Annotated in this window: 11 protein-coding genes and 2 tRNA genes; 8 read left to right on the forward strand and 5 right to left on the reverse strand. The window is 61.9% G+C overall.

Features of this window, described 5'->3' with window-relative positions:
* Window positions 1–182: 182 nt before the first annotated feature.
* The 4 genes from ilvC to ilvD form a co-directional block, all read right to left on the reverse strand.
* Entirely contained in the window at window positions 183–1,208 is a 1,026-nt protein-coding gene (gene ilvC / locus ACT3UE_RS11235; RefSeq protein ID WP_179204284.1) for a ketol-acid reductoisomerase, read from the reverse strand.
* 56 nt (window positions 1,209–1,264) lie between these two features.
* Window positions 1,265–1,783: an acetolactate synthase small subunit gene (gene ilvN, locus ACT3UE_RS11240; RefSeq protein WP_086998562.1), complete on the reverse strand. Its 519-nt coding sequence runs from the start codon at window positions 1,781–1,783 to the stop codon at window positions 1,265–1,267.
* A gap of 4 nt (window positions 1,784–1,787) precedes the next feature.
* Window positions 1,788–3,668: an acetolactate synthase large subunit gene (locus ACT3UE_RS11245; protein ID WP_441380595.1), complete on the reverse strand. Its 1,881-nt coding sequence runs from the start codon at window positions 3,666–3,668 to the stop codon at window positions 1,788–1,790.
* A 271-nt stretch (window positions 3,669–3,939) separates the two neighbouring features.
* On the reverse strand, window positions 3,940–5,643 hold the full coding sequence (gene ilvD, locus ACT3UE_RS11250; protein WP_086998558.1) for a dihydroxy-acid dehydratase: 1,704 nt from the start codon (window positions 5,641–5,643) through the stop codon (window positions 3,940–3,942).
* A 101-nt stretch (window positions 5,644–5,744) separates the two neighbouring features.
* On the opposite strand from ilvD, the gene ACT3UE_RS11255 reads away from it, so the two are divergent.
* The 4 genes from ACT3UE_RS11255 (at window position 5,745) to ACT3UE_RS11270 (ending at window position 8,756) form a co-directional block, all read left to right on the forward strand.
* Complete coding sequence (locus tag ACT3UE_RS11255; RefSeq protein WP_086998555.1) at window positions 5,745–6,248, forward strand: hypothetical protein; 504 nt, start codon at window positions 5,745–5,747, stop codon at window positions 6,246–6,248.
* A 180-nt stretch (window positions 6,249–6,428) separates the two neighbouring features.
* A complete protein-coding gene (locus ACT3UE_RS11260; RefSeq protein ID WP_143269260.1) occupies window positions 6,429–6,740 on the forward strand; it encodes a hypothetical protein in 312 nt (103 codons plus the stop codon).
* Window positions 6,741–6,997: 257 nt separating this feature from the next.
* On the forward strand, window positions 6,998–7,675 hold the full coding sequence (locus ACT3UE_RS11265) for a DUF6318 family protein (protein ID WP_281255511.1): 678 nt from the start codon (window positions 6,998–7,000) through the stop codon (window positions 7,673–7,675).
* 10 nt (window positions 7,676–7,685) lie between these two features.
* Window positions 7,686–8,756, forward strand: coding sequence for a hypothetical protein (locus ACT3UE_RS11270; RefSeq protein ID WP_143269258.1), 1,071 nt, complete (start codon window positions 7,686–7,688; stop codon window positions 8,754–8,756).
* Window positions 8,757–8,814: 58 nt separating this feature from the next.
* On the opposite strand, the gene ACT3UE_RS11275 is transcribed toward ACT3UE_RS11270, so the two are convergent.
* Window positions 8,815–9,765, reverse strand: a complete 951-nt coding sequence (locus ACT3UE_RS11275; protein ID WP_443390327.1) for a 2-hydroxyacid dehydrogenase — start codon at window positions 9,763–9,765, stop codon at window positions 8,815–8,817.
* Window positions 9,766–9,939: 174 nt separating this feature from the next.
* Here ACT3UE_RS11275 and ACT3UE_RS11280 point away from each other — a divergent pair.
* The 4 genes from ACT3UE_RS11280 to ACT3UE_RS11295 all read left to right on the forward strand — a co-directional run.
* Window positions 9,940–10,012 (forward strand) — tRNA-Lys (locus ACT3UE_RS11280).
* Between the two features lie 68 nt (window positions 10,013–10,080).
* Entirely contained in the window at window positions 10,081–10,569 is a 489-nt protein-coding gene (gene bcp, locus ACT3UE_RS11285; RefSeq protein ID WP_086998535.1) for a thioredoxin-dependent thiol peroxidase, read from the forward strand.
* Between the two features lie 76 nt (window positions 10,570–10,645).
* A tRNA-Leu gene (locus ACT3UE_RS11290) sits at window positions 10,646–10,730 on the forward strand.
* A gap of 106 nt (window positions 10,731–10,836) precedes the next feature.
* Window positions 10,837–11,766, forward strand: a 930-nt coding sequence (locus ACT3UE_RS11295) for an ABC transporter substrate-binding protein (RefSeq protein ID WP_443384782.1), incomplete at its 3' end; no start/stop codon positions are given.

An 11,766-nucleotide genomic window follows, 5' to 3' on the forward strand; every position in this document is an offset into this window, starting at 1 on the left:
CAGATTATCCTCCGGGGCCTCCCCTGCCCGTGTGCAAGTGCGGATATTACGATCAGCGATGCCCGGGCCGGCGAATATGACGTGCTGGTTCCCACACATGACCAGAAAAGGCGATCGCCCGCCCCGTCGGAACGGGACGGGCGATCACCGTCGTGCTGTGGGTGCGCCGGGGCGCTGTCGATCTAGCGGGCGGTGACGCCGTCGGTGTAGTCGTCGTCGGTCTGGATCCAGGAGAACAGCTTGCGCAGGTCCCGGCCGGTGGACTCGATCGGGTGATCCTCGCCCTTCTTGCGCAGCTCAAGGAATTCCTTCCCGCCGGCTGCCTGGTCATCCATGAAGCGCTTGGCGAAGGAGCCGTTCTGCACGTCGGCGAGGACGGCCTTCATGTTTTCCTTCACCTCGGGGGTGATCACCCGCGGGCCGGAGACGTAGTCGCCGTACTCGGCGGTGTCCGAAACGGACCAGCGCTGCTTGGCGATGCCGCCTTCGACCATCAGGTCGACGATGAGCTTGAGCTCGTGGAGGACCTCGAAGTAGGCGATCTCGGGCTTGTAGCCGGCTTCGGTCAGAACCTCGAAGCCGTACTGCACCAGCTGCGAGGCGCCGCCGCAGAGCACTGCCTGCTCGCCGAAGAGGTCGGTTTCGGTTTCTTCGGTGAACGTGGTCTCAATGACGCCGGCGCGGGTTCCGCCGATGCCCTTGGCATAGGACAGGGCCAGTTCCTTGGCCTTCCCCGAGGGGTTCTGCTCCACGGCGATGAGATCCGGCACGCCACGGCCTGCTTCGAATTCGCGGCGGACGATATGGCCCGGGCCCTTGGGGGCGACCATGGCGACGTCGACATCTGCCGGCGGCTGGATGTAGCCGAAGCGGATGTTGAAGCCGTGCCCGAAGAACAGTGCGTCGCCGGCCACCAGGTTCGAGGCGATCTCGTCCTGGTAGACCTTGGACTGGATCTGATCCGGTGCCAGGAGCATGATCACATCTGCTTCGGCTGCCGCCTCGGCGACACCCACGACCCGCAGGCCCTCTGCCTCGGCCTTGGCGCGGGAGGCTGATCCTTCGCGCAGGCCGACGCGGACGTCGACGCCGGAATCGCGCAGGCTCAGCGCGTGGGCGTGGCCCTGCGAGCCGTAGCCGATCACGGCCACCTTGCGGCCCTGGATGATCGAAAGGTCTGCGTCGTCGTCGTAGTACATGTCGGTCACGGTGATAACTCCTTGGTGCTATTCGGTATCTGAGTCTGGAAGTATTTTGTTGCTGTTCAGGCGGAGACCGCACGCAGGGCGCGGTCCGACATCGATTTGGAACCGCGGCCGATGGCCAGGGTGCCGGATTGAACGATTTCGCGGACCCCGAAGGGTTCCAGGACGGCCAACAGCGCATCGAGTTTATCCGGGGTGCCGGTGGCCTCGATGACCACTGAGTCCGTGGCCACGTCCACGATGGAGGCCCGGAAGAGGTCTGCCGCCTGGGTGACCTGCAGCCGGGTGGCTGCGTCGGCACGCACCTTGACCAGGATATGGTCGCGCTGCACCGAGGAATCGGGGGTCAGTTCAACGATTTTGATGACGTTGATCAGCTTATTGAGCTGCTTGGTCACCTGCTCGAGGAGGTCTCCTTCGGCGTCGACCACGACGGTCACCCGAGACATCCCGGGCACTTCGGTGGGGCCCACGGCCAATGAGTTGATGTTGAACGCCCTGCGGGCGAACAGGCCGGCCACGCGGGTCAGGACGCCGGGGACGTCCTCCACGAGCACTGAAAGGGTATGGCGTGCCATGGTCCTAGTCCTCCTCTTCCCATTCGGGGGTCATGCCGCGGGCGATCTGGATCGCATCATTGCTCACGCCGGTGGGGACCATCGGCCACACCATGGCGTCGGCACTGACGACGAAGTCGATCACGACCGGACGGTCATTGATTTCCAGCGCCTGCTGGATCGTGGCGTCGATGTCCTCATCGCGTTCGCAGCGCAACCCCACGCAACCGTAGGCGTCGGCGAGTTTGACGAAATCGGGCACCCGCGCCGTTCCGTGACCGGTGTTCAGGTCGGTGCTGGAGTAGCGGCCGTCGTAGAACAGGGTCTGCCATTGGCGGACCATGCCCAGGGAGGAGTTGTTGATGACCGCCACCTTGATCGGGATCTTGTTGATCACGCAGGTGGCCAGTTCCTGGTTGGTCATCTGGAAGCAGCCGTCGCCGTCGATGGCCCAGACCACGCGGTCGGGGTTGCCGACCTTCGCGCCCATGGCCGCCGGGACGGCGTAGCCCATCGTTCCCAGACCACCGGAGTTCAGCCACTGGTGGGGGCGTTCGTATTTCACGAACTGTGCCGCCCACATCTGGTGCTGGCCGACCCCTGCCGCGTAGACGCCTTCGGGCCCGGTCAGGGCACCGATGCGTTCGATGACCCGTTGCGGTGCGGTGAGGCCGTCCTCGGTTTCGGTGAAGCCGATCGGGTAGGTCTTGCGCAACCGGTCCAGGGTCGACCACCACTGGGTCAGATCCGGGTGGCCGTCGCTGGCGAACCGTGCCCGGCAGGCTTCGGTCAGCTCGGGCAGGATCTCCTTGACCGAGCCGACGATCGGAACATCGGCGGTGCGGTTCTTGGAGATTTCGGCGGGGTCGATATCGGCGTGGATGACCTTGGCGTACGGGGCGAAGGTGGACAGCACCCCGGTCACGCGGTCATCGAACCGGGCGCCGAGGGTGATCAGCAGGTCAGACTGCTGCAGGGCCGTGACCGCCGAGACCGAGCCGTGCATGCCGGGCATCCCCACGTGCAGGTCATGCGAGTCGGGGAAGCCGCCGCGGGCCTGCAGGGTGGTGGCCACCGGGGCACCGACCAGTTCGGCCAGCTCGATGAGCTCGGCCGAGGCATGGCCCTTGATGATGCCGCCGCCGACGTAGAAGGCCGGGCGTTGGGAGGCGCCGATCAGCTTGGCGGCCTCGCGGACCTGCTTGGCATGACCACGCACGACGGTGCGGTAGCCCGGCAGGTCAATCTTTGGCGGCCAGGAGAAATCTGCCTTGCCCTGCTGGGCGTCCTTGGTGATATCCACCAGGACCGGCCCCGGCCGTCCCGTGGCGGCGATATGGAAGGCTTCGGCCATCACCCGCGGGATATCGGCGGCCTTGGTCACCAAGAAGGAGTGCTTGGTGATCGGCATGGTGATGCCGACGATGTCCGCCTCCTGGAAGGCGTCCGTACCGATGAAGGCCGAATGCACCTGTCCGGTAATGGCGACCATGGGGACCGAGTCCATATGGGCGTCGGCAATGGCGGTGACGAGGTTGGTGGCGCCGGGGCCGGAGGTGACGATGCATACCCCGACTTCCCCGGTGACCATGGCGTAGCCCTGTGCCGCGTGGCCTGCGCCCTGTTCATGGCGGACCAGGACATGGTTGAGCCTGGTCGAGTCCATCAGTGGGTCGTAGGTGGGCAGGATAGCCCCTCCCGGCAACCCGAAGACGTCCTTGACGCCCAGTTCTTCCAGCGAGCGGACGATGGCTTGTGAGCCAGTCATCTCAGTGGGTGCCACGGTGTTATTCGGACCCTGGACAGGGTTCGAGGCATCCACGGTGGAAGAGACAGGAGCATGATCCTTGGCACGGCCGGCGGCCTGGGCCACCAGTGACGGACTGATGGGTGTTCCGTTACTCATCGGATATTCCTTCTCTTCTCTAGTTCTGCGCATAAAAATACCCCGCTGGCCATCATGGCTTCAGAGGGGTTCGCGCGTCACCGTGTCCTACAAACGAGGCTTAGGCTCCGCGCTTGGTAACTAGTAGGACTTCGGTTCGGATCTGCATGTCTTCAGTTTCCCCGGTGCTGCGGGGGCTGTCAACGAAACCCACTGCCTGTCTCAATATGTGGACGCGACGTCCAGTCCGTGGACACGTCCGGTGGCCGGACGTCGCATCCCGTTGCCTTAGTTAGCCACAGTAGGCTCCCGTGCTGGCGGACTTCACGAGCTTGGCGTATTTGCCCAGCACGCCGGTGGTGAACTTGGCCGGCAGCGGCTCCCAGCCTTCACGGCGGGATGCCAGTTCCGCTTCGTCGACCAACAGGTCGAAGGAGCGGGCGGCAATGTCCACGCGGATCCTGTCCCCGTCCTTGACGAAGGCGATGGGGCCGGCGTCCACGGCTTCGGGTGCCACGTGCCCGATGCACAGGCCGGTCGTCCCTCCGGAGAACCGTCCGTCGGTCAGGAGCAGTACGTCCTTGCCCAGTCCTGCCCCCTTGATGGCTCCGGTAATGGCGAGCATCTCGCGCATCCCGGGTCCACCCTTGGGCCCTTCATAGCGGATGACGACGACGTCGCCAGCCTTGATCTCACCCTGATCCAGCGCGTCCAGGGCACCCTGTTCGCGCTCGAAGACGCGGGCGCTGCCCTCGAAGACGTCAGCGTCGAATCCGGCACTCTTGACGACCGCACCCTCGGGAGCCATCGACCCCATGAGCACGGTGATCCCGCCGGTGGCGTGGATGGGGTTGTCCAGCGCGCGCAGGACGTGTCCATCCAGTGCCGGGGGCTCAATATCGGCCAGGTTCTCGGCCACGGTTTTACCGGTAACTGTCAGGCAGTCCCCGTGGATCAGGCCCGCGTCGAGCAGTGCCTTCATGACCACCGGAACGCCGCCGATCTTATCGACGTCGTACATCACGTATTCGCCGAAGGGCTTCAGGTCCCCCAGGTGCGGGATCTGATCGCCGATGCGGTTGAAGTCCTCGAGCTTGAGGTCAACGTTTGCTTCGCGGGCGATGGCGAGCAGGTGGAGCACGGCGTTGGTGGATCCGCCAAAGGCCATGGTCACGGCGATCGCGTTCTCGAAGGCCTTGCGGGTCATGATGTCGCGGGCGGTGATGCCCTTGCGCAGCATGTTCACCACGGCTTCGCCGGACTTGCGCGCGAACATATCGCGGCGGCGGTCCGCCGAGGGCGGGGCTGCGGAGCCGGGCAGTGACATGCCCAGTGCCTCGCCGATGCAGGCCATCGTGTTGGCGGTGTACATGCCGCCGCAGGCTCCTTCGCCCGGGCAGATGGCCCGTTCGATGGTGTCCAGATCCTTTTCGCTCATCTTGCCTGCAGCACAGGCCCCAACGGCTTCGAAGGCGTCAATGAGAGTGACTTCCTTCTCCGTGCCGTCCTCGAGTTTGGCGGTGCCCGGCATGATCGATCCGGCGTAGACGAAGACGCTGGCCAAATCGAGCCGTGCCGCGGCCATCAACATGCCGGGTAGGGACTTATCGCAGCCGGCCAGCAGGACCGATCCGTCGATGCGTTCGGCCATCATGACCGTTTCCACCGAGTCGGCGATGACCTCACGCGAGACGAGAGAGAAATGCATGCCCTCGTGGCCCATGGAGATGCCGTCGGAAACCGAAATGGTGCCGAACTGCATGGGGAAGCCGCCACCTGAGTGGACACCTTCCTTGGAGGCCTGCGCCAACCGGTTCAGGGAGAGGTTGCAGGGAGTAATTTCGTTCCACGAGCTGGCCACGCCAATTTGCGGCTTGGCGAAGTCGTCGTCTCCCATGCCGACCGCGCGGAACATTCCGCGGGCCGGGGCCGCATGGATGCCGTCGGTGACGGCGCGGCTGCGTGGCTTGATGTCTATGGTGCTGTCCTGGCTCATAAACCAGAGTCTAGAACTCCCCGGCAAACGCAACGAACCCGTGACCTGCTTTTGAAACATTTGCCCTGAACTATCAGTCCATTCCCTTTAGGATGGACGGCATGGGGAAAACAGACAGTGACGTCAGCGCGCCCGAGACGACGGAAGACTCGACGCTCAAGGCCCATCTGCACCGCGCCTTCGATCAGCAGATCCCTAATTTCGGTAGCTACAACCTCGTCTATGCGACGGGGCGTGCCGGTGAAGGCGGCAAATATATTGTCGGATACCGGCGCGAGCCGATGGAAATCCTGGTTGCCCCCTTGCATGCAGGGACCTTGGCTGCCCTTGAACCAGCCGTGGCGATCAACCTGACCAACCTCAGTCATTTGGCCGAGGATCGTGCCGGTGGCCACGAGGTGGGGACCAGCACCGGCCGCGTCTACCGCTTCGAAGTCGCCCCGGAAACGACAGTCGATGCCCCGCCAGCTGCAACCAGCGCCCCGGGTGCCCGCGTCAGGCTCCAACAGCACCACGATGCCGAAGATTTCTCAGCATTTTTCGATGAGTTCCTGACCCTTTTGGACGGGTTCGGTGAGCCGGAGAACGTCGAGAGCGACCAATAGTCACAGCCCTGACTACCCAATGGCCCTCGGATATCCACACGGAATTTGCGCCTGCGGGCCGCAGACCATACGTTGAAAGCTCGAACTATCGTATTGCCATTAGCCGAAGGAAAAGGGCGGTGCCATAGCGGCCTTGACGGACTTCTCCCAAGGCTTCACGACGTCAAGTACTGGGGCACCATGTTTCAAGAGCACGAAGGCAGAAAATCCCTGACCGAACTGGATCACCCCCGCAGTTCCAGAAGTGTTCCCGTGGCATCTCAGTCTGGCGACAAGCACTTTTCTGGCGCCACCACGGCATGCTCGCTTGAGCGCATCCTCGGTCTACTCGAGGTGCTGGGGTTCGAAATCGATCAGTTCATGCGTTTTAATGCACGGCCCGACGACAAGGATGACGAAGTTGCCTTGTCCTGGATGCATACAGCGATGGAAGACATGTCGGCCACCCTCGTTGGCGTCTCAGCAGATCCGCATCATCGCAACGAAGCCTGATTCACCAGCTGCCGACGTCGCTGCATTTCGCGCCTGAGCGCCCTATCAGCCCTGCTGGATCGGCGCCCTCCCCTGGCTAGAGCGACGAGGCGCCACACCTGCGCTAAGCATCCGACGTGTCTTCGCAGGTCACCATCAGTTGATTCTTTTAGTGCTGGATCGCCTCGAACACGGAGTTGTGGATAACTATTCAACACGGTTGATTTTCGGGTTAGGGTGCTTTTACGCCCGTTTTCATTGTCGAACCCGGAGGCCTCATGCCGGTCACGATCGCAAGAAAGACGCTCAGCAGATTCGCCGTTGGAGCAGCCATCGCCATCGCCCTCAGCGCTTGCTCGCCCACAGACGGCGCAGAAACCACGGCTTCCGGAGACGACGAGTCCTCCTCATCCCCAGCCACACAGTCAACAGGTGATAAGGACAGCAGCACTGCTGCCTCCCCCACGACGAAGTCCTCCTCGGCAACTCCGATAGCCGCAAGCTCCGATGGCCCCGCCAAGAATTGGCCCGTGCCAAAAATGCCTGCAAAGGCCAAGAAGCACGACCTTGAGGGCGCAGCCGAATTCACCAAGTACTACTTCGAACTTATCGAATACACCTCGGTGACCAACGAGTCGAAACCCATCAGCAAGGTTTCCTCCTCGGACTGCGAACTATGCGACGAGGCCATTATCGAACCTGCAAAACACAACAAGGAAAAGGGCGGCTGGAACACGGGCGGCGCGTTCGATCTTTCAATCAGCTCTGCTCAAAAGGAGGGACCAGATGAAGTCTGGGTCTCCTTCACATACTTGCAAGCAGGAGGCCAAGTTTACGATCCAGACAAAACCGTACGGACGACTCTCGAGGAAACCTCAACGCCCGTCGTCGGTTCCTTCTTTTTGGGATGGAAAGATGGATGGCGCGTCAACTCGGTGGAGTTCCCTGAATCATGAGCGTCCAACAATGAACACCAAAGTCGGTTGTTTTCGCCCCGTTCGGGCCATTATTTTTGCGTTCGCGCTGGCACTAGTATTCGGCGGGAACGCTGCCTTCGGCGCCCCTCAGTCAAGACAACCTAATGATGACTCTGGGGCGATAATTGGATTCGAGAATCGGCATGCTACAGCGACAAAAGACGCGTCTATCGCTCCTCGAAAACGCCACCAAAACAAGGTGGGGAGTACGCGTAAGACCGACGTTTTGCCAAATACACCACCAAAAGGACGTGCTGGTGGAGCTAAGAAATCAACGGCAAAGGCTCCTTCGAACTCTATGAAATACAGAGTCTCGTATTCGACTACCTGCGCCCTACAGCTTGGTGGCAATGGAAGCTGCAAGACATTTGATGAAGCTCCATGCCCTGACAATCAACCGCTGAAAGTCCGCACTATTCGGACCCCGGCCGGCGCACTCGTATCCCGGGACACCTATTGCAAGACGGAGCCTCCACCGCAAGCACCCGAAGGTTCACCTGCGAAACCAGAAGATCTTCAGCGCGCAGTCCAGGAGCAAAGGACCATCGAAGTCACTCCTGCAGAGTTTCAGAGTTTTCCCATTCGTGGTTCTCAGGTTAAGAGTCAGCCCTCAGGATTCTCCTTGCGGAATGGTCACGCACATATGTACGCCGCTCCAAACCCTCAGACATTCAGCGTCGACATTTATGACGAGCCTGTTCGTGTCCGGGCAATCCCCCAGTCCTACCTCTGGAACTACGGCGACGGCCACAGCAGAAAACTGCAAAAACCCGGAAAACCCATCCCGAATCACACCTTCGATCAACCGACGGACACCAGCCATGTGTATGACGAGACCGGCGATTTCACCATCCAACTGAGCACCGCCTATCGCGGCGAGTACTCCGTCGATGGCGGGCCATGGATGCCAATCCCCGGTACGGCTAGCGTCCCGAGTGACCCCATGCCCATGAGCGTTTGGCGCACCAAGAAACTCTTGGTCGACCAGGACTGTGCCAATAATCCCGGTGGCCCGGCCTGTGATTCCCCGTTCCTCCGAGAGAAGTCCGCGGCAAAATAGTCATCCGTTCGCTAGCTCGACGGAACACCACAGGTCTTGACGGGAGCCATGCGTCGACCTAGAGCAGGTGCTCACCCTGATGCACGAGATTCTTCGGCCGCTCCCCCGCAGCCATGCTGGCCATCTGCTCACGAAGCAGCTGGGCGATCCGGGGTGGGAAGGCTTCAGTATTACCGCCGACATGCGGCGTGATCAATGCATTCGGGAGCTTCCATAGCGGGTGATCGCTGGGTAAAGGCTCGGGGTCGGTCACGTCGAGGGCACAGTGCAGTCGCCCTGATGCTACTTCGGCTGTCAGCGCATCGGTATCGACGACCGGGCCACGGGCCACGTTGACGACCACTGAGCCGTCGGGCAAGGCGGCCAAGAGTTCCCGACCCAACAGGTGGTGGGTTGAATCGTTGAGCGGAACGATGGCAATAACGGCTTCGAGCTCGGGGGCAAGCTCCATCAGCTCGTCCAGACCGTGCACCGGCCCGTGTTCGTCGGTTCGAGCGTGGGTGCCGATACGAACCAGGTCAATCTCGAAGGGGTCCAACCGGCGTCGAATTTCCTCGCCGATTCCGCCCACCCCGATCAAACCGACCCGGCGATCGGCCAGCCCCTTCCAGCGTGCCGAATCCCAGGTGCCAGTCAGCTGGTTCTGTGCCGCTTGGCCCATTCCACGCAAGGCCGCTATCAGCAGTCCGACGGCCAGTTCCGCGGTGGCCGCTGCGTGGACTCCGTGCGCCGAGGCAATGGCGATGTCTTCGCCTACTGCGTCCATCACGCCGTCGTAGCCCGTGGATTGGGTGTGGACCAAGCGGAGATTGGATGCTTTCCGAACGTTTCCCCACCGCTTCTTTGAGGCCATCGAGTACGGCAAGACCACCGCTCCGATGTCTTCCAGCGCCACTCCCTGCGGTTCGCTGTCCAAATCCCACACTCCGCAACGCACGCCCGCAGGCAGCGGCGAGCAGGCATCGAGCAGGTAGTGGTCAGGGACAGTAAAGGTAGAGATGGGTTCCATGCACACAGCTTAGGATTCATCCCCGGCAAGACCGCCAATTCGGGTCTGAAAATTCCTAAAAATGTGACACGGAACCCATTCAGGGAAGCGATTTTGCGCGGTCGGAAAAGTGCTGGTAATGTTTCATCTCGTTGCAAAGCGCGGCCTCGCAAGGGATTCGCAGGAAGCAATAATGCACCTCTAGCTCAATTGGCAGAGCAACTGACTCTTAATCAGTAGGTTTCGGGTTCAAGTCCCGAGGGGTGCACAACCGATAAAAGAGGCCGGCCGCGAGGCTGGCCTCTTTTTATATATCCGGACACTTGGAGGAAGCCCATGACCACCCCATCCCAGCGCCTCGCCGTCGGCGATCCAGCGCCCGCTTTCACCTTGACCGCCGCGGACGGCTCCGAGGTTTCGCTCTCTGACTATGCCGGACGGAAGGTCGTCGTCTACTTCTACCCGGCGGCCATGACCCCCGGCTGCACCAAACAGGCCTGTGACTTCCGTGACTCGCTCTCCTCGCTGGCCTCCGCCGGCTACCAGGTGCTGGGAGTGTCACCGGATTCACCGACGAAACTGGCGAAGTTCACCGAGAAGGAAGCGTTGACGTTCCCCGTGCTTTCGGATGAGGACCACTCCGTCGCCGCCGCCTTTGGCGCCTGGGGCGAAAAGAAGAACTATGGCCGCGTCTATGAGGGCCTGATCCGCTCGACGATCGTGGTCGGCGAAGACGGAAAGGTCCAGCTCGCCCAGTACAACGTCCGCGCCACCGGCCACGTGGCAAAACTGCACCGAGATTTGGGGCTCGACACCGTTTCTTAAGTGCGGGCGCCAATTCACGGTTCTTGCAAGGGGTTCCGTTACACTGGTTGAGGCCTTCCGCATGTAGAGGGCCTCAGCGAGCGTGGCGGAATTGGTAGACGCGCTGGATTTAGGTTCCAGTGTCTTAGGACGTGGGGGTTCAAGTCCCCCCGCTCGCACCAGGTGATGATGCACGACGACAACGAAGCACCCATCGGCTCGTCGCAGGACCGTCATTGGCCCCGCAAAACACAACGGGATGCGCCCCTAGACAAGGAGCAAGTGAGCGTGGAGTCCACCAACCGCCCCGGCGACGTTCAGGGCCCTGGTACCTCGTTCTCCCGGGGAATCCGCCCCTCGCGCCGCACGGTGTTGGGCCTCGGCTCCATCGCCATGGCGGGGCTGGTCGGCTGCACGAAGGCCACGACACCCGAAGAACTGCCCACCGCTGCACCTCCCTCGACGTCGATCGTGAAGAACCTGGAAATACGGTTCGGCACCCCCGCGGCACCGGCCATCCTGGATCCGGCCCTCGCCTCGGATAACGAATCCTTCCGGGTCACCCGACAAATCTTCGAATCCCTGATCAGCGTTGACCCGGATACCGGGGCCCCCACCCCGGGGTTGGCCACCGAGTGGAAGATCAGCAAAGACGGACTCACCTACACCTTCACCTTGCGCGACGGGGTTTCCTTCCACGACGGCACGGAGTTCAATGCCGATGCCGTCGTTCACAACTTCGAACGATGGGCCAACCTTCCCCAGGATCTCGGAGGAAAGGTCGGTCAGGCTTTCGAATCGGTCTTCCACCACACCGAGGTGCAGCCGGCCGGGGACACCGGCATTGCGCAGGACTCCCAGGCGGCCACCCAATCCATGCTGCGCTCCCCCAACGTCCTCGGTGGGTTGAAGCTGACCAAGGATTCCGGCAAGGACTCGGCTCCGAAGGACAAGTTCGAGACGGTGACGGCCAGTTACTACGACAGTTGCCGCGCCGTGGACTCCCACACGTTCGTGTTGAAATTGACCAAACCGATCACTGGTTTGATCGATGCCCTGACTCTCCCGGGTTTCGGCATCGCTTCCCCCTCCGCGCTCCGCAAGTACAAGGCCGACGAGGCGAAGAAGGATGCTTCGGGCAGTCTCAGCACCGGTTTCAGCCGGCATCCGGTCGGCACCGGCCCCTACCTCTTTGATGAAGCAGAAGCTGAATCGGTC

Source organism: Arthrobacter sp. 179 (genome assembly GCF_052379645.1).
Lineage (GTDB): Bacteria > Actinomycetota > Actinomycetes > Actinomycetales > Micrococcaceae > Arthrobacter_H.

What these genes read in the sequence shown, in the direction of transcription:
- ilvN (WP_086998562.1), bottom strand. Translation starts at nt 1,783, where the DNA reads ATGGCACGCCATACCCTTTCAGTGCTCGTGGAGGACGTCCCCGGCGTC.
- ACT3UE_RS11245 (WP_441380595.1), bottom strand. Translation starts at nt 3,668, where the DNA reads ATGAGTAACGGAACACCCATCAGTCCGTCACTGGTGGCCCAGGCCGCC.
- ilvD (WP_086998558.1), bottom strand. Translation starts at nt 5,643, where the DNA reads ATGAGCCAGGACAGCACCATAGACATCAAGCCACGCAGCCGCGCCGTC.
- ACT3UE_RS11255 (WP_086998555.1), top strand. Translation starts at nt 5,745, where the DNA reads ATGGGGAAAACAGACAGTGACGTCAGCGCGCCCGAGACGACGGAAGAC.
- ACT3UE_RS11260 (WP_143269260.1), top strand. Translation starts at nt 6,429, where the DNA reads ATGTTTCAAGAGCACGAAGGCAGAAAATCCCTGACCGAACTGGATCAC.
- ACT3UE_RS11265 (WP_281255511.1), top strand. Translation starts at nt 6,998, where the DNA reads ATGCCGGTCACGATCGCAAGAAAGACGCTCAGCAGATTCGCCGTTGGA.
- ACT3UE_RS11270 (WP_143269258.1), top strand. Translation starts at nt 7,686, where the DNA reads ATGAACACCAAAGTCGGTTGTTTTCGCCCCGTTCGGGCCATTATTTTT.
- ACT3UE_RS11275 (WP_443390327.1), bottom strand. Translation starts at nt 9,765, where the DNA reads ATGGAACCCATCTCTACCTTTACTGTCCCTGACCACTACCTGCTCGAT.
- bcp (WP_086998535.1), top strand. Translation starts at nt 10,081, where the DNA reads ATGACCACCCCATCCCAGCGCCTCGCCGTCGGCGATCCAGCGCCCGCT.